This window comes from Pseudomonas sp. E1BtOHC1 (genome assembly GCF_058744285.1).
Map to the genome: position 1 here is coordinate 6,753,277 of NZ_CP196023.1, position 19,677 is coordinate 6,772,953.

Annotated in this window: 17 protein-coding genes; 8 read left to right on the forward strand and 9 right to left on the reverse strand. The window is 63.7% G+C overall.

Annotated features, from left to right (window positions below):
- Positions 1-7: 7 nt before the first annotated feature.
- Complete coding sequence (locus tag ACSSVC_RS30585; RefSeq protein WP_346633767.1) at positions 8-340, reverse strand: DUF2790 domain-containing protein; 333 nt, start codon at positions 338-340, stop codon at positions 8-10.
- A gap of 330 nt (positions 341-670) precedes the next feature.
- On the opposite strand from ACSSVC_RS30585, the gene ACSSVC_RS30590 reads away from it, so the two are divergent.
- Both ACSSVC_RS30590 and ACSSVC_RS30595 read left to right on the forward strand, forming a co-directional pair.
- Positions 671-1,999: an OprD family porin gene (locus ACSSVC_RS30590; protein WP_404937665.1), complete on the forward strand. Its 1,329-nt coding sequence runs from the start codon at positions 671-673 to the stop codon at positions 1,997-1,999.
- Positions 2,000-2,175: 176 nt separating this feature from the next.
- Entirely contained in the window at positions 2,176-2,394 is a 219-nt protein-coding gene (locus ACSSVC_RS30595; protein ID WP_346633765.1) for a hypothetical protein, read from the forward strand.
- Between the two features lie 374 nt (positions 2,395-2,768).
- On the opposite strand, the gene ACSSVC_RS30600 is transcribed toward ACSSVC_RS30595, so the two are convergent.
- The 3 genes from ACSSVC_RS30600 to ACSSVC_RS30610 form a co-directional block, all read right to left on the reverse strand.
- Entirely contained in the window at positions 2,769-5,906 is a 3,138-nt protein-coding gene (locus tag ACSSVC_RS30600; RefSeq protein WP_346633764.1) for a CusA/CzcA family heavy metal efflux RND transporter, read from the reverse strand.
- Positions 5,907-5,932: 26 nt separating this feature from the next.
- The gene (locus tag ACSSVC_RS30605; protein ID WP_404937666.1) at positions 5,933-7,117 is read right to left on the reverse strand and encodes an efflux RND transporter periplasmic adaptor subunit; all 1,185 of its coding nucleotides are present in this window, start codon (positions 7,115-7,117) and stop codon (positions 5,933-5,935) included.
- Between the two features lie 197 nt (positions 7,118-7,314).
- Positions 7,315-8,565 carry a TolC family protein gene (locus ACSSVC_RS30610; RefSeq protein ID WP_346633762.1) on the reverse strand — a complete coding sequence of 417 codons (1,251 nt, stop codon included), beginning with the start codon at positions 8,563-8,565 and terminating at the stop codon, positions 7,315-7,317.
- Between the two features lie 32 nt (positions 8,566-8,597).
- On the opposite strand from ACSSVC_RS30610, the gene ACSSVC_RS30615 reads away from it, so the two are divergent.
- Together ACSSVC_RS30615 and ACSSVC_RS30620 are read left to right on the forward strand one after the other, a co-directional pair.
- A complete protein-coding gene (locus ACSSVC_RS30615) occupies positions 8,598-8,678 on the forward strand; it encodes a helix-turn-helix domain-containing protein (protein WP_430962725.1) in 81 nt (26 codons plus the stop codon).
- A gap of 272 nt (positions 8,679-8,950) precedes the next feature.
- Positions 8,951-9,625: a heavy metal response regulator transcription factor gene (locus tag ACSSVC_RS30620; RefSeq protein WP_123724863.1), complete on the forward strand. Its 675-nt coding sequence runs from the start codon at positions 8,951-8,953 to the stop codon at positions 9,623-9,625.
- Between the two features lie 66 nt (positions 9,626-9,691).
- Here the strand turns inward: ACSSVC_RS30620 and ACSSVC_RS30625 are convergent, their stop codons facing one another.
- Entirely contained in the window at positions 9,692-10,588 is an 897-nt protein-coding gene (locus ACSSVC_RS30625; RefSeq protein ID WP_492611829.1) for a cation diffusion facilitator family transporter, read from the reverse strand.
- A 339-nt stretch (positions 10,589-10,927) separates the two neighbouring features.
- Between ACSSVC_RS30625 and ACSSVC_RS30630 the strand changes: the two genes are divergently transcribed.
- Positions 10,928-11,344: a lysozyme inhibitor LprI family protein gene (locus ACSSVC_RS30630; RefSeq protein ID WP_346633760.1), complete on the forward strand. Its 417-nt coding sequence runs from the start codon at positions 10,928-10,930 to the stop codon at positions 11,342-11,344.
- Positions 11,345-11,564: 220 nt separating this feature from the next.
- On the opposite strand, the gene ACSSVC_RS30635 is transcribed toward ACSSVC_RS30630, so the two are convergent.
- Entirely contained in the window at positions 11,565-12,083 is a 519-nt protein-coding gene (locus ACSSVC_RS30635; RefSeq protein WP_492611830.1) for a hypothetical protein, read from the reverse strand.
- A gap of 180 nt (positions 12,084-12,263) precedes the next feature.
- On the reverse strand, positions 12,264-13,583 hold the full coding sequence (locus ACSSVC_RS30640; RefSeq protein ID WP_404937670.1) for an MFS transporter: 1,320 nt from the start codon (positions 13,581-13,583) through the stop codon (positions 12,264-12,266).
- A 176-nt stretch (positions 13,584-13,759) separates the two neighbouring features.
- Here ACSSVC_RS30640 and panB point away from each other — a divergent pair, with 176 nt between their 5' ends.
- Positions 13,760-14,587, forward strand: coding sequence for a 3-methyl-2-oxobutanoate hydroxymethyltransferase (gene panB / locus ACSSVC_RS30645; protein WP_404937671.1), 828 nt, complete (start codon positions 13,760-13,762; stop codon positions 14,585-14,587).
- Here panB and ACSSVC_RS30650 read toward each other — a convergent pair.
- Together ACSSVC_RS30650 and ACSSVC_RS30655 are read right to left on the reverse strand one after the other, a co-directional pair.
- A complete protein-coding gene (locus ACSSVC_RS30650) occupies positions 14,575-15,963 on the reverse strand; it encodes an aminotransferase-like domain-containing protein (protein WP_446439102.1) in 1,389 nt (462 codons plus the stop codon). The genes panB and ACSSVC_RS30650 overlap by 13 nt on opposite strands.
- Before the next feature lie 4 nt (positions 15,964-15,967).
- On the reverse strand, positions 15,968-16,201 hold the full coding sequence (locus tag ACSSVC_RS30655; protein WP_346633755.1) for a helix-hairpin-helix domain-containing protein: 234 nt from the start codon (positions 16,199-16,201) through the stop codon (positions 15,968-15,970).
- Positions 16,202-16,315: 114 nt separating this feature from the next.
- On the opposite strand from ACSSVC_RS30655, the gene ACSSVC_RS30660 reads away from it, so the two are divergent.
- On the forward strand, positions 16,316-17,734 hold the full coding sequence (locus ACSSVC_RS30660) for a short-chain fatty acid transporter (RefSeq protein WP_346633754.1): 1,419 nt from the start codon (positions 16,316-16,318) through the stop codon (positions 17,732-17,734).
- A 196-nt stretch (positions 17,735-17,930) separates the two neighbouring features.
- Positions 17,931-19,631 (forward strand): acid phosphatase, encoded by a 1,701-nt coding sequence (locus ACSSVC_RS30665; RefSeq protein WP_346633753.1) that lies wholly within the window; start codon positions 17,931-17,933, stop codon positions 19,629-19,631.
- Positions 19,632-19,677 lie beyond the last annotated feature (46 nt).

Genomic DNA, 19,677 nt, shown 5'->3' on the forward strand with positions numbered 1-19,677 from the left:
CCCAGAGTCAGCTGCCGTTGTTACGGCACTGACCCACGACCTGATATTCGAGGGTCTTGAGCTGGCCGGCGGAGTCTTCATAGGTCATGCGTGAGGGCACCACCTCGCAGGACTTGATCGGAGGCGTCACGTTGACCACCCTGGCGATATCCAGCGCCATACCATAGCGGTAGTTCTGCACCACCGGGGCCGGTTTGCCCTGGCTCGCGGCATAGCGCTCCATGGCCTTCTGGTTCTCCACCATGGCGCGGGTAAAGGTGCGATCACCGCCGCCCTCGGCCAGAGCCAGGGAAGAAATGGACAGCAGCAGCGCGGCGATACTCAAGTTGAAAGGCTTCATGACAGTTTCCTCGTCCAGTTGACACCAGCGAGGATAAGGAACCGACCCTGTCAGAATGATCGCGGGCACATTACTTATCTGTAATGCCCCTTCAGGCAACCTCGTCCCTCATCGCCAGAGCCCCTGTTCATAGGGGATTCAGAGGCTTTTGCCGACCGCTATCACGGCGCTTTCTTGCACAATTGTAATCACCGGGTCACCCCGCCGTTATCGACTGTTTGCAACTATCGACCGCGACTTTCATGGCGTTTCTGCGCCTGTCAGTCCCCCCAATAAGAACGCCTCTGGCGATATAAAAGTTGATAGCTGCCAACACTCAGGAGCGACCCCATGCGAATCAATCCCCCTCTGTCCCTGTCCGTGCTTGCCGCGGTACTGGGGCTGTGTCCCGTGGCGGCGGTAGCCGCCGAGGAACGGCCCGAAGGCTTTGTCGAAGGCAGCCGCCTCGACCTGCTGCTGCGCAACTTCTACTTCAACCGCGATGATCGCAAAGGCCAGTCCAGCCCCACCGGCAACGGCTACTCCGAAGCCTGGGCCCAGGGCCTGATCGGCAAGTTCGAGTCAGGCTTCACCCAGGGCACTGTCGGATTCGGCATCGATGCCTTCGCCATGTACGGCCTCAAGCTGGATTCCGGCACCGGTCGCAGCGGTGGCGGTGGCTCCTTCGGCATGCTGCCGGTGAACCACGACAACGAGCCCGCCGACGGCTACGGCAAGGCTGGGGGCGCGGTAAAACTGCGAGCCCTGGATACCACGCTGAAAGTGGGCGACGTGTTCCCCAAGACGCCGGTGGTGCACTACGGCGACTCGCGCCTGCTGCCGGAAAGCTTTCGCGGGGTGACCCTGGAGAACACCAGCATCGACGGCCTGGATTTGCAGGGCGGACGCCTGCACGCCATGAGTCAGCCCGACAGCAGTGGCATGCGCGATGGCTTCGCCACCTTCTACGCGGGCAAGGTGGATTCGCCCTGGGTCGGCTACTTCGGTGGCGACTACAAGCTCAACTCCAACCTCGGTTTCAGCCTCTACAGCAGCCGCCTGAAAGACGCCTGGGATCAGTACTACCTTGGCGTCACGGGCAATTACCCGCTGTCCGACGAGTTGAGCCTGTTCAGCGGCTTCAACTATTACAAGGCCGTGGATGAGGGCAAGAAACTGTTGGGCGAGTTCGACAACAACATCTGGAGCGCCAAGGTCGGCGCCACCTACGGCGCCCACACCCTGGCCCTGTCGCACCAGCGCAACAACGGCAACGACGACTTCGATTATCTGCGCCAGTCGGACTCGATCTTCCTCGACAACTCGATCCAGTACAGCGACTTCAACTCGCCCAAGGAGCGCTCGTGGATGGTCCGCTACGACCTGGACATGCAAACCCTGGGCATCCCCGGCCTGTCGTTCATGACCCGCTACGGGCGCGGCAGCGGCGCCGACTACAGCAACGCCAACTCGGTATATATGCGCCGCGACGCGGCGGGTGATCCGCTGACCGATCAACGTCGCTGGGAGCGGGACATCGAAGCCAAGTACGTGTTCCAGGGCGGCACACTCAAGGACCTGTCCCTGCGTATCCGCCAGGCGACCATCCGCTCCAGCCAGTTCGAGTCCGACCTGGAAGAGTTCCGACTGATCGTCGAGTACCCCCTGGCCCTGCTCTGAAGTGCCTGGCCGGGCAGGTTGACGCCTGCCCGGTGTTAAAACTTCTTCACAGACTCATGGCTTTCAGAACTGTAATATCGGCCTCACCTTCTCGTTAGGTTGGTCTCCATATACTCCCGAACACACTCGAATCCGCCGTGATTCCACCGGCCGGCGAGCTTGTCAGGAGAAGCACCATGGGTCCCACCCGACTGTTGTTGATCGGCCTTCTGGCCACTACCAGCTCCGCCATCTGGGCTGCTGATGGCAGCGAACGCCCACAGCAGGCCCGCCAAACCTTCCTGGCCAGCCAGGAACAGATTCACGGCGACGCCAACCAGGAAACAGCCGCCGCTGACACCGGCACTCCCCCTTGCGACGCTTGCGCATCCGCTGCGGCCGAGGAAGATATTTAACGGCGATTGCCTACCGAGCACATTCATCTCTTGAAGCGTTTTTTTGATGCTCCTTTGGAAAGAGATGAATTTTTAGCGTCCCGCATGGGGCGCTTTTTTTTGCCTGCCCATTGAGCAGCGTCCTGCAGGAACTGACTTGCCGGCGCAGACATCCTCAAGAACGCCTTCGCCGGCAAGCCGGCTCCTACAGAAATTGACGCGATGTGCCTGTCCTCCGTAGGAGCTGGCTTGCCAGCGAGGACACCCTCAAGATCGCCTTCGCCGGCAAGCCGGCTCCTACAGAAATTGACGCGATGTACCTGCCCTCCGTAGGAGCTGGCTTGCCAGCGAAGACGCCCGCAAGAGCACCTTCGCCAACAGTCCAGCTAAAGGGGCTAGTCCTCTTCCTTGCGATGCGCCCATTGATACAGCGCCGGCAAGACCAGAAGAGTGAGGATGGTGGAGGACAGAATGCCGCCAATCACCACGGTAGCCAGGGGCCGTTGCACTTCAGCGCCGGTGCCGGTGGCCAGGGCCATGGGGATAAAGCCCAGGGACGCCACCAGGGCGGTCATCAGCACCGGGCGCAAGCGGGTCAGGGCACCTTCATGAATAGCCATGGACAGGGAACGCCCCTCCTCCCGCAGGTTGCGGATGAAGGCAATCATCACCAGGCCATTGAGCACCGCCACCCCCGACAAGGCGATAAACCCCACCCCCGCCGAGATCGACAGCGGAATGTCCCGCAGCCACAGGGCCATGATCCCGCCGGTCAGGGCAAAGGGGATGCCGGTGAAGACCAGCAGGCCGTCCTTGAGGTTGTTGAACATCATGAACAACAACCCGAACACCAGCAGCAGTGCCACCGGCACCACCACTTGCAAACGCTGGGACGCTTCCTGCAATTGCTCGAACTGGCCGCCCCAAGTGGTCCAGTACCCCGCCGGGACCTTGACCTTCTCGCCGATCAACGCCGTGGCTTCCTCGACGAAGGAACCGATATCGCGCCCGCGCACGTTGGCGCTGACGATCACCAGGCGCTTGCCGTTCTCGCGGCTGACCTGATTGGGACCCAACACCAGATCGAGACTGGCCACTTCCGACAGGGCGATAAAGCCGATCTGCCCATTGCCACTGCCCGCCGTCGCCGGGATCGGGATCAACAGCCGCGACAGGCCGTCAATGTCAGTACGCAACTGGTCGGACAGGCGCACCACCATATCGAAACGGCGGTCGCCTTCGTACAAGGTACCGGCCTGGCGCCCGCCCACGGCCACCGCAATGGTGTCTTGCACATCGCCCACGTTCAGGCCGAAGCGCGCCGCCTTGTCGCGGTCGATATTGATGGTCAGTACCGGCAGGCCGGAGGTCTGTTCGACCTTGACTTCCGAGGCACCGGACAACCCCTGCAGGGCCGTGGCGATTTCATTGGCGGTCTTGTTCAGCACGTTCATGTCGTCCCCGAAAACCTTGACCGCCACATCGCTGCGCACCCCGGAAATCAGCTCGTTGAAACGCAACTGGATCGGCTGCGACAGTTCATAGGCGCTGCCCGGCACCAAGGCGCTGGCGCGCTGGATATCGGCAATCAGCGCCTCCCGTGACTTGCCCGGGTCCGGCCATTGCGCCTTGGGCTTGAGCATCACGTAACTGTCGGAAATATTCGGCGGCATCGGGTCCGAGGCAATCTCCGCGGTGCCGGTGCGGGCAAACACCCGCTCGATCTCCGGCACCTGCGCCAGCAGGGTTTTCTCCAGGCGCTGCTGCATGTCCACCGATTGCGTGAGGCTGGTGCCGGGCACCCGCAGAGCCTGTTGGGCGAAGTCGCCTTCGCTGAGGCTGGGAATGAATTCACTGCCCATGCGGCTGGCCAGCAGACCGCTGCCCAACAGGATCGCCACGGCCAGGGCGAAGGTCGGCGCACGATGGCCCATGACCCAATCGAGCACCGGCGCGTAGCCGCGCTTGGCGCTGCGCATCAGCAGGTTTTCCTCTTCCTTGACCTTGCCGGTGACGAACAGCGCAATGGCCGCCGGGACGAAGGTCACCGAGAGGATCATCGCCCCCAGCAGAGCCATGACCACGGTGAAGGCCATGGGATGGAACATCTTCCCGGCCACCCCGGTGAGGGCGAAGATCGGCAGGTACACCACCATGATGATCAACTGACCGAAGATCAGCGCACGCCGGGCCTCCTTGGCTGCGGCGAAGACTTCATGCAGGCGTTCGGAGCGGGTCAGCATGCGGCCGTGGTGCTGCTGGGCATGGGCCAGGCGGCGGATGGCGTTCTCCACAATCACCACCGCGCCGTCGACGATGATGCCGAAGTCCAGGGCGCCGAGGCTCATCAGGTTGGCACTGACCTTATTGCTGAACATGCCGGTAAAGGTGAACAGCATCGACAGTGGAATCACCAGTGCGGTGATCAATGCGGCGCGGATGTTGCCCAGGAACAGGAACAGAATCACGATCACCAGCAACGCGCCTTCGAAGAGGTTCTTCTTCACCGTGGCGATGGCTTTTTCCACCAGGTTGGTGCGGTCGTACACCGTGACTGCCACCACCCCTTCAGGCAGCGAGCGGTTGATCTCTTCGAGCTTTTTCGCCACGGCCTGGGACACGCTGCGGCTGTTCTCGCCAATCAGCATGAACACCGTCCCCAGCACCACTTCCCGGCCGTTCTCGGTGGCCGCGCCGGTACGCAATTCGCGACCGATCTGCACCTGGGCGACATTGCGCACGCGGATCGGCGTGCCGTCGCTGCTGCTGATGACGATGTTGGCGATGTCCTCGATGGACGCCAGTTGCCCTGGCGCACGGATCAGCAACTGCTCGCCGCTGCGCTCGATATAGCCGGCGCCGACGTTGGCGTTGTTGCGCTCCAGGGCCGTCACCAGATCATTGAGGGTCAGCTTGTAGGCCGCCAGGCGCTTGGGGTCCGGAGCGATCTGGTACTCCTTGGCGAAGCCGCCGATGGTGTTGATCTCCGCCACGCCCTGAACGTTGCGCAGTTGCGGCTTGATGATCCAGTCCTGAATCACCCGCAAGTCGGTGGGGGTGTAGGGGGTGCCATCTTCCTTGCGGGCACCGTCCTCGGCCTCCACGGTCCAGAGGAAGATTTCCCCCAGCCCGGTGGAGATCGGCCCCATCACGGCCTCCACGCCTTCGGGCAGTTGCTCCCGAGCCACTTGCAAGCGCTCGTTGACCAATTGCCGGGCGAAGAACAGGTCGGTGCCGTCCTTGAAGATCACCGTCACCTGGGACAGTCCCGAGCGCGACAGCGAGCGGGTCTGCTGCAACCCCGGCAAGCCGGCCATGGCGGTCTCGATGGGAAAGGTGATGCGCTGCTCGGTTTCCAGGGGCGAGAACCCTGGCGCTGCGGAGTTGATCTGCACCTGGACGTTGGTGATGTCGGGGACCGCGTCGATCGGCAGTTTCTGGTAGCTGGCGATGCCGACCCCGGCCATCAGCAGCACCGCCAGGAGGACGATGATGCGCTGCTCGATGGCGAATTGAATGATGCGCTCAAACATGGGAAATCACTCTGTGCTGTGACCGATCAATGGCCATGGTCGGCCGAGCCTTTGCCCAGCTCGGACTTGAGGGTGAAGCTGCCACGGGTGGCGACCTGGGCACCGGCGGCCAGGCCTTCGCGGATTTCGACGAAACCGTCTTGAGTGGCTCCGGTGACCACCGGCGTGGCCTGGAAGCCCTCGGCTACCCGGACAAACACCGAAGGCCGGTCTTCCAGGGTCTGGATCGCCGTCTGCGGCACGCTGACCGGTGCTTCGAAGGCTTCAGTGGCCACTTGCACCGAGACGAACAGTCCCGGGCGCCAGGCGTCATCAGGGTTGGCCAGGGTCACCCGCACGGTGGCGGTCCGGGTCTGCTCCCCCAGCAGGCTGCCGACGTAGGCCACCTTGCCCTGGACCTGGGTCCCCAGCTCACTGGAGCTGACATTCACCGCCTGGCCGACCCGGACTTTGTCCAGGTCCTTGGGGAATACCCCGAAGGTGGCCCAGACCCGGGACAGATCCGAAAGGGTGAAAGCGGCGCTGGTTTCACCCACCACTTCGCCGACGCTGAGGTGTTTCTCCACCACCACGCCATCGAATGGCGCGCGCATTTCATAGCGATTGCCTCCCACCAACTGCGCACTGCCACTCAAGGCACTCATCTTCTGCCGGGCGTTGTTGAGGGCAATTTCCGCTTCTTGCAGGGTCTGGCGCGCCAACAGGTAATCCTGCTCGGCGGATATCTGGTCGACCCACAACTGGCGTTCGCGCTCGAAGGTAGTGCGGGCCAGCTCCACCCGCCGCCCGGCAGCCGCCAGTTCGCTGCGCTGGTCGGACACCTGCTGGCTGGCAATGACCGCCAGCAGTTCGCCACGCTTGACCGCCTGACCGAGATTGACCTGCACCGACTCCACCACGCCGGCAGCCCGGGGCACGATGTGGGAGGTGCGATCCTCGTCAAAGCGGATTTCCCCCGGCAGGCTGAGCAGGCGGTTGAGGCGCCGGGGCCCGGCCTCGACCAGTTCGATACCGGCCGCCTGGATCTGCTCGGGGCTGAGCTCCAGATGCCCTTCAGGTTCTTCCTCGCCATGCCCGGCCGGCTCTGCCACTGCAGGTGCCTGGGTGCGGGCGGGGGTCGGGGTAGCGAACAGGTCCGGCAGCAGCAAGGCCGCCGCTCCCAGGCCGACCACCGCTGAAATGGCCATGACAAGGCTGCGTTTTTTATCCATGGGTGCTCCTGACAATCGATGTTCGGCAGCGCGAAAAGCGCCTTACGAGGTAGGCGGAAAGAAAAATGCGTCGAGAGCCCGGTGCCATTCATGGACACACCAGTGCCGGGGCGGCTCATCCGGCGGCGCCAGTGGTGCACCGCTGCAATCGCTGACCAGCAGGGCGGCCAGGCACGCGAGGCCCCTCAACCAGGCTTTCACCAACGGCTGAGGTCGCCGTAGATGCGTTCGATCCGCACCCAGGCCTCGGTGGTTTGCGCCACGGCGGCAAGGTACTGGCTGCGGGCGCCGATCAAAGTGCGCTGGGCATCCAGTACTTCGAGGAAGCTGAACTTGCCCATCTCGAAGCCTCGGGTGGCACTGTCCACCGCGCGTTGGGCCGCGGGCAGGATGGTCTGGTTGAACGACTGCACCTCGCCCCTGGCAGTGCTCCATTGCTCCAGGGCCTGGCGGGTTTCGGTGCGCAGACGCAGCTCGGTGGCGTTGCGCAGGTCCCGGGCCTGATCGGCGCGACGGGCGGCGGACAGCACATTGCCCTGGTTGCGGTTGAACAGCGGCAGCGGCATCGACAGCCCCACCAGGTTCACCCGTTCACGGGCGGTGGCGTCGTACTGACTGCCAACGCTGACGTCGAGGTCGGGAATGCGCTGGGCTTTTTCCAGGCCCAGGGACGCCTCGCGCTGGACAATCTCCTGCTCCGCCAGACGCAGTTCTGCGGTGTCCTGCAACCGATTCAGCAATTGCGCCGAAGCCGGCAGAGTCGCCACCGACAGCGAGGGCTCCTGCACGGCGGCAAAGTCCGTGGTGGCTGCGCCCGTGACCCGGGCCAACTGCCGATAGGCATTGTCCTGCTCCATCTGGCCACGATTGAGCTCCAGGCGAACTTCCGCCAACTGCACCTGGGCCCGGGTGGCCTCCACCGGCGAGGCCTTGCCGGCCTTGACCCGGCCCTGGGCCACCGTGACACCACGCTCGGCCAGGGCCAGGGAACGCCCGGCCAGTTGCGTGCGCTCCTGGGCCCGCAGGGCGGCGTAGAAAGCCTCCAGGACATCGGCCCGCAGTTGGTTGCCCCGTCGTTCCAGCTCCAGGGCCGCCAGCGCCTGTCCGCGGCTGGCCACCTCCACCCGCGCTCCGCGCTTGCCTCCCAGTTCCAGCGCCTGGCTGAGTTTGACCGAGGTGGTGCGCGTATCCCTGCGGGTGTCCTCGGCATCCACCGACAGCACCGGATTGGGCATCAGCCCAGCCTGTTGGCGAGCGCCCTGGGCGATTTCGATCTCCCAGCGCGCGGCGGCCAGTTCAGGGTTGTTGGCAAAGGCATTGGCCAGAGCGTTGTCGAGGCTCAGCGAGGCGGGCTCGGCAGCACTCGGAGACTGCGCCAGCAGCGCCAGCAGCAACGCCGCGGAGCAGCGCCAGGCGGCCCGGGGAAGTGTTCTCGGGAAAGTCGGCATAACAGGTTCCGGCCCCTACAGAGGCAAAGTTTCTGCGAAAGTGCGGCGGAACATATCGGTGGTTATTCAACAGAGCCCTGGCCGATATGAAACTGCAACATTCCGCCCATTGACAGGGAGAGTTTCAATATCGACCAAGGGTAACTTTCGCTGCTTATCAGCAGGGTGGCGCAAAGATTACAAATCCGTTAGCAAAGGCTCTGGCTCAATGTTCTGTATTAATATTCCGCCATCCAAAGACAGTGCCAGACACACTTTCAAAGCGCCCAGCACAAAGTTAAAGGCGCCTCAAGTTGTCTGTATAAAAGTGCACTTTCCAATTATTACTCCAGTCATTTACAGCAACTTTCCTTTATTGCCGCTTATCGCCGAGAACCTCATCAGCATGCGTATCCTGGTTATCGAAGACGAACTCAAAACTGCCGACTACCTGCATCAGGGACTGACTGAAAGTGGTTATGTGGTGGATTGCGCCAATACCGGCGCGGATGGCCTGCACCTGACCCGCCAGCACGCCTACGATCTGGTGATCCTGGACGTCAACCTGCCGCAGATCGACGGCTGGGGGGTGCTGTGCCAGATCCGCGAGGACAGCAACACCCGAGTGATGATGCTCACGGCCCAGGGACGGCTGGCGGACAAGATCCGCGGGCTGGACCTGGGGGCCGATGATTACCTGGTCAAGCCGTTCGAGTTTCCCGAATTGCTGGCCCGGGTCCGCACCCTGATGCGCCGCAGCGAACAGGCACCAGTGCCCGACGTACTCAGGGTGGCCGACCTGGAACTGGACCAAGGGCGGCACCGGGCCTTTCGCGGCAAACAACGCATCGACCTGACCACCAAGGAGTTCGCCCTGCTGCACCTGCTCATGCGTCAGAGCGGGGTAGTGCTGTCCCGGACCCAGATCATCTCTTTTGTCTGGGACATGAACTTCGATTGCGACACCAACGTGGTGGAAGTCTCGATCCGCCGCTTGCGCGCGAAGATCGACGACCCTTTCGAGCGCAAACTGATCCACACCCTGCGGGGCGTGGGCTACGTACTCGAAGAGCGTGACTGAGCCGCGCACCAGCCCCACCGCCCCGTAGGAGCCGGCTTGCCAGCGAAGAGGCCGGCAAGGCCACCTTCAATGCTCATCCACCTGCTGATGAAACCCCACCTGCTCCACCTGCAGGGTGACGTGGGCGATCTCGAACCGCTCCTGCAGCAACTCGGTGACCCGGGCCAGGACCTCCTGTTCATCCCGGCCCTGCAACTGCGCCACCAGATGGGCACTGAGCACGTTCTTGCCACTGGTCAGGGCCCAGATATGCAAGTCATGCACATCGCTGACCCCGGGCACCTCGCGAATGCCCTGCTCCACCTGCTCGATATCGATCCCGTCCGGCACACCTTGCAGCAGCACGTTCATGCTCTCCTTGAGCAGGGTCCAGGTCCGTGGCAGTACCCAGAAGCCAATCGCCGCCGCCACCACGGAATCGACCCAGCCCCAGCCGGTGAACAGAATCACCAAGGCGGCGATGATTACCCCCAGCGAGCCAAGCATGTCGCTCCACACCTCCAGGTACGCGCCCTTGACGTTGAGGCTCTCGCTGCTGGCCGAGGCCAGCAGGCGCATGGAGATCAGGTTGACGATCAACCCCAGGATCGCGATCACCAACATCCCGATGGACTGGATCTGCGCCGGTGCCTGCACCCGTTGCCAGGCTTCGAACAGGATGTAGAACGCCACCACGAACAACAGCAAGGCATTGAATGCGGCGGCCAGGATTTCGAAACGGGCATAACCGAACGTGCGCTTGCGGTCCGCCGGGCGCTTGGCAACCTGGATCGCCACCAGGGAAATCGCCAGCGCCAGGGCGTCGGTCATCATGTGGGCGGCATCCGACAACAGCGCCAGGCTGCCGGTGACAAAAGCGCCAATGACCTCGGCAATCATGAAACTGCCGGTCAGGCCCAGGGCCATCCACAACTTGCGTTCATGCCCGGCTCGCACCTGGCCGTGACTGTGTCCTGCACCCATGGAACATCCTCCCGTGGCTTAAACAAGCGTCGGCCTGATGATAGTTCGATTGCCCGCCGCACCTGCACTGGATAACCCCATTGTCATGCTGCCGTTAGCGGGCGGTTATCTGCAGCCAGGCATCGTTAGCCCGGCAGCGAATGCGCCAAAAGCAGGCAAACACCCGCCGATTGCCGTCGGCGCCCTGTTCAGCGCCCCGACCCAAGGCCCTAAGCCGGGCCTCCGGTTCGGCGATGGTCGCCATTACCACGGCCGCGCAAGGGGCGTACGCGTGCGCCCCTTCTGCATCGGCAACAGCTCTGTAGAATGCCTGCTCCATTCTCAGCGCAAGGGACCGACATGCCTCATCAGCCATGGATCTTTGGCCTTGTCATCGCCGTACTCGCCAGTACCGCTGGCTGGGCGCCTGCCCGAGCCGCTGCGCTGGACTGCGAGCACATCAGCGTCAGCGAACAGGTCGATCGCTGCGCCCAGCAGGACAAGGATCGCGCCGACGCTGCGCTCAACCAGAGCTATCAGGCGCTGCTGGTGCGGGTTCACAACCTGTATCCCAGCAGCCTGCTGCAAGAACAGGAATACCTCGGCAAATTGAAGAATGCCCAACGTGCCTGGATCAAATTCCGCGACAGCACCTGCGTGCTGGAGGCTTTCGAAGTGGAACCGGGCAAGCCGGCCCACGTCACCCTGATCAACCTCTGCGTGACCCGCCTGAGCAACGAACGCACCCGCTACCTGGACCAACTGCTGCCCCAGTAACCGCCCCACTTGCCCTATAGCAGCTGGCTTGCCAGCGAAGGCGCCCCTGAGAGCGATGTGGGGCTTGAAGGACTTCGCCGGCAAGCCGGCTCCTACGGAAGAAAGGTGTACGGCCGCCTGTTGTAGGAGCTGGCTTGCCAGCGAAAGCGCCCCTGAGAGCGATGCAAGGCTTGAGGGCCTCTTCGCCGGCAAGCCGGCTCCTACGGGGCGGGGAAGCTCATCAGCGTTCCGTTCGCCGGGAGAACGGGCGGGGGCGGTAGGTGTGCAGCAGCAGGCAGGCCAGACTGACGAGCCAGGTAAAGCACAGCATGCCCAGGGAAGACTCGCGCCCGCGTAGGCGTTCCTGGCACTGCTCGGCGTTGATGCACTGGGCGGTGCACCACGATTGATCGTCGCGACTGCAACTGAGCAGGTAACCCCGCAGGTGACTCAGTACCAGGGTCTGCCCTGTCAGTTGCGTGAGCGGCACCTGGAGTTGACTGAGGTCGCGACTCAGACGTAAACGCTGGCGCTCCCCAGTGTCGAGTTGTTCCACCAGCAGCGCCCCCGTCTCCACTGCCAGCACTCGGGCACTGAGGCTGTCGGGACTGGCGCCCTCCAGGCCGTAGTCCACCAGGTTGCAGGTCCAGGCCTCGATCAGGGCAAAAACCAGCCCCAGCACAAAGCTCACCAGCGCCACTTGCAACAGTGGCTCCAGGGTGGAGAAATTTCGCAAGGAACACAGCGTCGAACGAATCAAGACAGCTCCCGGAAACCCAAGCGCAGGCCGCGCATTCCGGGAGAGTAGCGGGAAAAAACCTTGGGGCTGAAGGCGAATTTTCAGCCCGATTGCTTCCTGGATTCAGAGGTTGAATGGCAAGGGCTCTAGCTCGCTGTTTCGCACAATCGCAATCCTCTGAAGAAAATTCAGCGAAGCTGATCAGTAGCAACCATCACTGTGCGCTGATGCGTGCCGAGCCCCACCCACGCGCCCACCAAAGTAGCCGGCACTGGCCGCCCCCACCGCCCCCATCACCGCGCAATAGATCACGCAGATCCATGGGCTCCAGGGCATCAGGGCAATCAGCAACAACGGCGTGGTGCTGGCCCAGAGGGCATAGGCGATGTTGTAGGTGAAGGAAATGCCCGAGACGCGAATCCGCGGCGGAAACAGGCTGACCATCACCGAGGGCACCGCCCCCACCACCCCGCAGCCCAGGCCGGCGATGGCGTAGGCCAGGCCGATCCACTCGCCGCCGCTGATCAGACAGCCATAGAGCACAGCAATGCCCAGGGGCAGCAGCAGGCTGTAGAGCATCACCGTGCGCCAGGCGCCGAGGCGGTCGACGATCAGCCCAGCCAGGATGCAGCCGATGTTGAGGAAAACGATGCCCAGGCTGCTCAGGGCAAAGGTATGGCTGGCGCTCATGCCGAAGCTCTTCTGCATCATGGTCGGGGTGATGACCACGAACACCACCACCGCCGAGGTCAGCACGCAGGTGAGGATCAGCGCCGGCAGGATCGCCAGCCGGTGCTCCCGCAGCACGGTCCGCAGGGGCAATTCGCCGGCGCTGTCGCGTTGGTTCTGCAGTGCCATGAACACCGGGGTTTCACTCAGCCAACGGCGCAGCCAAACGCCGATCACCCCAAACACCCCACCCAGCAGGAAGGGGTAGCGCCAGGCATGATCGAGGATTTCCTCGGGGCTGAAGACCCGCGCCAGCAGGGTCGCTGTCAGCGCGCCCAGCAGGTAGCCGAAGGTCAGGCCGGCCTGGAGGAAGCCCAGGGCATAACCGCGATGGGCCCGGGGCGCGTGCTCGGCGACGAACACCCAGGCGCTGGGCACTTCACCCCCCACCGCGGCGCCTTGCAGCACGCGCAGGGCCAACAGCAGCAAGGGCGCGAAGTAACCGATCTGGGCATAGGTGGGCATGATGCCGATCAGCAGGCAAGGCAGCGCCATCATCAGGATGCTCAGGCTGAAGACCTTCTTGCGCCCCAGCCGGTCGGCGAAGTGGGCCATGAGAATGCCCCCCAACGGCCGGGCCAGATAGCCGGTGACAAAGATCCCGAAGCTTTGCAGCAGGCGCAGCCATTCAGGCATTTCTGGAGGAAAGAACAGCTGACTCAGGGTCAGGGCGAAAAATACGAAGATGATGAAGTCGTAGATTTCCAGGGCACCGCCCAGGGCGGCCAGGCCCAGGGTCTTGTAGTCGGAGCGGGAAAAGCGCGCCGGCGACGATTCTGTGGAAGGGGTCATAAAGGCAACTCGGGTGGCAGTCCAAAGCGAAGGCGCCATGGTCTACGCAAAAGATCCGGTGAACAACCCGTTGCGGGTCCTGGGTCGGTTTTCCGCGGTTCTCTGTGTATTGAATGCCCGGGCGCCGAGCCAATAATCGAGCACTTTCCAACCCCAGCAGAACCAGGAAAGTCGTCATGAGCATGCATACCCGCACCCGCCGTCTGAGCGTCCCGCAACTGGTGGCCATGAAAGGCCGGCAGAAGATCGTCTCCCTCACCGCCTACACCAGCCACATGGCACGGCTGATGGACCCTTACGTGGACTTCATCCTGATCGGCGATTCCACGGCCATGGTCGGCTACGGTCGCACTTCGACCCTGGACATGAGCCTGACGGAAATCATCGCCCACACCCGCGCCGTAGTCGCCGGCAGCCGTCTGGCCTGCGTGATCGCCGACATGCCCTTCGGCAGTTACCAGGAATCTGCGCAACAGGCCTACCGCAACTGCGCCGAGGTCATGGCGCGCACCGGCTGCGACGCACTCAAGCTGGAGGGCGGCAAGGCCCTGGCGCCGACCGTGGAATTCCTGGTGCAACGCGGGATTCCGGTGATGGCGCATATCGGCCTGATGCCGCAATACGTCAATCAGATGGGCGGCTTCAAGGCCCAGGGACTCGATGACGAGGCGGCTCGCAAGATCGAGGCGGATGCCCGCGCTCACTTGGACGCCGGCGCTTTCAGTCTGTTGCTGGAGGGGATCGCGGAACCCCTGGCGCGGCGCATCAGCGAGTTTTCGTCGATGCCCACCATTGGCATCGGCGCCTCACCGGCCTGCGATGGCCAGGTGCTGGTAACCGAGGACCTGCTGGGGCTCGGGGGGCCGCAAGTGCCCCGTTTCGTCAAGCAATACGCCGATGCCGGCGCCCTGATCGGCCAGGCCTGCGAACGCTTCGCGGCGGAAGTTCGGGACGGTGTCTTCCCCGAGGCGCGGCACTGCTATGGGGTGGCTCAGGACGCCTGATCCAGTGCCTGGGCCAACTGGCCCAGGGCTCCGGCGATGTCCTTGCTCCAATCCAGGGTGTAGCTCAGGCGCAAGTGATGCTGCCACAGGCCTTGCTGGCTGAAGATGGTTCCCGGGGCGATCACGATGCCCTGGGCCAGCAGTTGTTCGTACACCCGGGTCATTGCCACAGGCCGGCGTGCTTCGACCCACAAGGTGGCACCGCCGGCCGGGATCGGCGCGAACAATTGCGCCCCGGCCTGCTCCGCCAGCAACTGGCGCAACTGGTGCATGCGCTGTTGCAGCATGCCCCGCAGCTTGTGCAGGTGCTGGTCGATGCGCCCGGAGCTGAACAGACGGGCCACGGCTTTCTGGCGGATCGGTGAAAGCCGGAAGGAGCGCTCGAGAAACTGCCGATGCAGCTGCGGGCCCAGGCTACGATTCAACACATAACTGAAGGGCGCTTCGGCCCCTATGGCCTTGTCCAGGCTGGCAAACACCAGCAGGCGCTCGGGATCGGCGAAATCCCGATAACGGGCAGCCTCGGGGACAAAGCTGAATTCACCATAGTTGTCGTTCTCCAGCAGCCAGATCCCCCGTTCGGCAAACCAGCGACACAGCTGCTGTTTGTCAGCGGCGGGCATCAGGCTGCCGTGGGGGATGTTCACCGTCGAGGAGAGCACGGCCAGGCGCACCGGCTCGTGCTTGAGCAACACCTGCACCTGTTGCAAGTCGAAGCAGCCGGCGGCATTGAGCGGCAGTTCGATGATCCGCAGGCGCGCGGCCCGCAGTTGCCGCAGCACCGCCCAGGAACAGGGAGACTCCACCAGGGCCACGCCGCCGCCCAGGTCCAGCGCCTGCAAGGACAACTCCAGCACACTGCGCATATCCGCCCCTAGAAACACCTGGTCGGCCTGCCAGTAATCGCAGGTGGAGCGGGTGTAGCGCCGGGCCAGCTCGCTGCGCAGTTCCTGCTCGCCCAAGGGCTGGTACAGCGGCGCCTGGGTTCGCGGGTACTGGCGCGCCAGTTCGCGCTCGGTCATCAGCAACGGTTGCTCCAGGGACAGCAGCATTGCCGGGGCGTCGCTGCACAGTGCCAGGCGCCCAGGCTGGCGGGCATGGGCATAGAGGTCGTCAAGCAAGGCGGGGCCAGCCACGGGCAGAAGTGCGCCGGCCTTCACCCGGGTGAAGTAACCCTGGCGCGGACGCGAGCAAATGCGCCCCTCGTCCTCAAGCAGGGCGTAGGCGTATTTGGTGGTGGACAGGGAAACCTTCAAGCGCAGCGCCAGCTCCCGCAAGGACGGCAGGCGCTGCTCCTGATCGCTGGCAACGCTGTCGAGCCACTGCAACAGGTAGCGATACACCGCCTGATAGGCGAAGGGCTGATCGCGGCTCACGCCTTCAGTTGCCCTTGGCCATGGCGATGGCGGCCTGGATCGCGGCGCGGGCCTGGGGGCTGTTTTTCCAGCAGCTGGACCCCACCAGGGCCGAAGCCTGGGTAACGATATCCAGGGCATCGGCGGCGGCCAGCTGGCTCAGGGAAATGATCCCCAATTGCTCCAGGCGACCCACCACGGTAGGCCCGACACCCTTGACCTTGAGCAGTGCGGCGCGTTCTTCAGGGGAAAATGACATCGACGTTCAGTCCTTTGCAGTCCGTGGCAATTGCCGCATTCTTGCACAGTTCTCGGCCGCCTCTGCCTGGGGCGGCCGACCTCCTGATAAACATAAGAAATCCGAGGTATTTCCGTGGCCGCTGATATTCAAGATAGCCGCTCCGCCCGCTTTGCCCTGCGCTGTTCGAACTGGGCCGAACGCTGGTTCCCCGACTCCTGGGTGTTCGCCGCACTGGCGGTGATCATCGTAGCCCTGGCCACCCTGGCCATGGGCGCCAGGCCCACCGATGCCGCCATGGCCTTCGGTGACGGCTTCTGGAGCCTGATTCCCTTCACCATGCAGATGGCCTTCGTGGTCATCGGCGGTTATGTGGTGGCCAGTTCGCCGCCGGCGGTGAAGCTGATCGACAAGCTGGCACGCATTCCCAAGAACGGCCGTTCGGCAGTGGCCTGGGTGGCGCTGATTTCCATGGTCGCGTCCCTGCTCAACTGGGGCCTGTCCCTGGTGTTCGGCGGCCTGCTGGTACGGGCCCTGGCCCGGCGCACCGAACTGCGCATGGACTACCGCGCGGCCGGTGCGGCCGCCTACCTGGGCCTGGGCGCTGTCTGGGCCCTGGGCCTGTCGTCCTCGGCCGCACAGTTGCAGGCCAACCCCGGCAGCCTGCCGCCATCGATCCTGGCCATCACCGGGGTGATTCCCTTCACCCAGACCATCTTTCTCTGGCAGTCGGGGGTGATGCTGCTGGCCTTGATCGTCGTCTCGCTGATCGTCGCCTACGCCACAGCTCCGGGGCCAAACAGTGCCCGCGATGCCCAGGCCTGTGGCGTCGACCCGAGCTTCAGCATGCCCAAGCCTCAGCCCCGTACCCGTCCCGGCGAGTGGCTGGAGTACAGCCCGTTGCTGACCATTCTCCTGGCGCTGCTGGCCGCCGGCTGGCTGTATCACGAGTTCGCCACCAAACCGGCGATCACCGCGATCTCCGGGCTCAACACCTACAACTTCCTGTTCCTGATGGCCGGCGCCCTGTTGCACTGGCGGCCCCGCAGCTTCCTCGATGCAGTGGCCCGCGCGGTGCCCACCACCACCGGGGTGCTGATCCAGTTCCCGTTGTACGGCTCCATTGCCGCGCTGATGACCGTGGTCAAGGGTGTGGACGGCCAGACCCTGGCCCACCACATCTCGACCTTCTTCGTGCAGATCGCCTCCCACGACACCTACGCCCTGCTGATGGGCCTGTACTCGGCGGTGCTGGGCTTCTTCATTCCGTCGGGCGGCGGCAAGTGGATCATCGAGGCGCCCTATGTGATGCAGGTGGCCAATGACCTGCAATACCACCTGGGTTGGGCGGTGCAGATCTACAACGCTGCCGAGGCCTTGCCGAACCTGATCAACCCCTTCTACATGCTGCCGTTGCTGGGAGTGCTGGGCTTGAAGGCCCGGGACCTGATCGGTTTCTCCTTCGTCCAGTTGCTGGTGCACACCCCCCTGGTGCTGGCCCTGCTCTGGGCCCTGGGCACCACCTTGGCCTACTTGCCGCCCGTGATTCCCTGAGGGCACCCCGAGCCCGCTCCGTCGTAGCGGAGCGGGCCTGTGGATAAGTCTTTGTCGACACGGATTTCAGACTTTTCACCGCTCATCGCAGTGGACTCTTGAAGCATTCCTGTAGTCTTTGCGTCATATTCGGTTGTTACCGTGCGACCGAAATAGTTTGTAACGAATTTTTCAGATCGACGTGCAAGGAGCCGACATGAGCGACGATACCGACCAGCGCGACACCGCCGAAACCAACACCGACCACCCCACCGACACCAGCCGCCGCCGCTTCCTTGGCGGCGTTGCCGTTCTTGGGGTCGGCGCCACCCTGAGCGCTTGCAGCAAATCCGGCGAACCCGCAGGCCAACCGGATGAGCGCCCGCTGTCCCCCACTGAGCTGGACAAGGCGCTGCGTGATCAGGTCAAGAACGTGGTGGTGCTGTTCGCCGAGAACCGCAGCTTCAACAACCTGTTCGCCAACTTCCCCGGCGTGGAAAAACCGCTATCGGCCCTCAAGCCCGAAGCGTTCCAGCAACGGGACCGCGATGGCAGCCTACTGTCGAAACTGCCACCGATCTGGGGTGGCATTCTCCAGGTTGGCCCACAAACCCTGGATGGCATTACCTACCCGGTGGAAACCCAGTTCCAGGAAAACCTGCCCAATGCGCCGTTCGCCCTCAAGGGCCCGAGCGGCGAGGACCTGCCTCTGGGCCTGGTGACCCGCGACCTGTGGCACGTGTTCTACCAGAACCAGATGCAGATCAACGGTGGCAAGAACGATGGCTTCGTGGCCTGGGCCGACTCCGGCGCCCTGACCATGGGCCACTACGCCCAGACCCGTTACTCCCTGCGTCTGTGGGATGTGGCGCGGGAGTTCGTGCTCTGTGACAACTTCTTCCAGGGAGCTTTCGGTGGCTCGTTCCTCAACCACCAGTACCTGATCAGCGCCAAGGTGCCGTTCTACCCCGATGCCGCCAACTCGGTGGCCAAGTCGCAGATCGCCACCTTGCAGGGCGACGACCCCAAGGGCACTCGCCTCAAGCCCCTGGACAAATCCCCGGCCAGTGCCATGGAAGGTGCGCCACAGTTCGGTCCCAGCGCCCTGACCCCGGACGGTTACGCGGTCAATACCATGGCCCCGCCCTACTGGCCGACCTGGATCCGCGATCCGGAGCGCCCGGACTACGCCAAGCCCGACCTGCCCAGCGTGCTGGTGCCACAAACCCACGAGCACATCGGCGACAAGCTGTCGAAGAAGAACGTCGACTGGGCCTGGTACGGCGGCGCCTGGCAGGCGACCCTGGAGCAGTTCAAGGATTCCGGCGGGATTCCCAAGATCCCCAACTTCCAGTACCACCACCAGCCGTTCAACTACTTCGTGCGCCAGGGGCCGGAGAATCCAGCCGAACGTGCCAAGCGCCTGCGCGACGGCGGCCTGGGGGACGAGTCGAGCACCAACAAGTTCTTCGCCGACGCCGAGGCCGGCAAGCTGCCGGCGGTGACCTTCTACAAACCCCAGGGCAACCTCAACCTGCACGCCGGTTATGCCGACGTGGCCGCCGGCGACCGGCATATCGACCGGGCGCTGAAAGTGCTGCGCGAGAGCCCGCAATGGAAAAACATGGTGGTGATCGTCACCGTCGACGAAAACGGCGGTTGGTGGGACCACGTGGCGCCGCCCCAGGGCGATCGCTGGGGCCCGGGCACGCGGATTCCAGCCCTGGTGGTGTCACCGTTCGCTCGCAAGGGCACGGTGGATCACACGGTGTATGACACCGCCTCGATCCTGCGGCTGATCACCCGGGTATTCCAACTGGAGACCCTGGACGGCATCAAGGAGCGTGATGACGCCATGCTTGCCCGGGGCCAGAAACCCATGGGCGACCTGACCAACGCCCTGCACTTCAAAGTCTGACCCCGGCGGGGCCCGCAACGGGCCCGCCAACCACCGCAGAACCGAA

Coding starts and splice junctions, on each gene's coding strand:
- ACSSVC_RS30585 (WP_346633767.1), bottom strand. CDS start 340: ATGAAGCCTTTCAACTTGAGTATCGCCGCGCTGCTGCTGTCCATTTCT.
- ACSSVC_RS30590 (WP_404937665.1), top strand. CDS start 671: ATGCGAATCAATCCCCCTCTGTCCCTGTCCGTGCTTGCCGCGGTACTG.
- ACSSVC_RS30595 (WP_346633765.1), top strand. CDS start 2,176: ATGGGTCCCACCCGACTGTTGTTGATCGGCCTTCTGGCCACTACCAGC.
- ACSSVC_RS30600 (WP_346633764.1), bottom strand. CDS start 5,906: ATGTTTGAGCGCATCATTCAATTCGCCATCGAGCAGCGCATCATCGTC.
- ACSSVC_RS30605 (WP_404937666.1), bottom strand. CDS start 7,117: ATGGATAAAAAACGCAGCCTTGTCATGGCCATTTCAGCGGTGGTCGGC.
- ACSSVC_RS30610 (WP_346633762.1), bottom strand. CDS start 8,565: ATGCCGACTTTCCCGAGAACACTTCCCCGGGCCGCCTGGCGCTGCTCC.
- ACSSVC_RS30620 (WP_123724863.1), top strand. CDS start 8,951: ATGCGTATCCTGGTTATCGAAGACGAACTCAAAACTGCCGACTACCTG.
- ACSSVC_RS30625 (WP_492611829.1), bottom strand. CDS start 10,588: ATGGGTGCAGGACACAGTCACGGCCAGGTGCGAGCCGGGCATGAACGC.
- ACSSVC_RS30630 (WP_346633760.1), top strand. CDS start 10,928: ATGCCTCATCAGCCATGGATCTTTGGCCTTGTCATCGCCGTACTCGCC.
- ACSSVC_RS30640 (WP_404937670.1), bottom strand. CDS start 13,583: ATGACCCCTTCCACAGAATCGTCGCCGGCGCGCTTTTCCCGCTCCGAC.
- panB (WP_404937671.1), top strand. CDS start 13,760: ATGAGCATGCATACCCGCACCCGCCGTCTGAGCGTCCCGCAACTGGTG.
- ACSSVC_RS30655 (WP_346633755.1), bottom strand. CDS start 16,201: ATGTCATTTTCCCCTGAAGAACGCGCCGCACTGCTCAAGGTCAAGGGT.
- ACSSVC_RS30665 (WP_346633753.1), top strand. CDS start 17,931: ATGAGCGACGATACCGACCAGCGCGACACCGCCGAAACCAACACCGAC.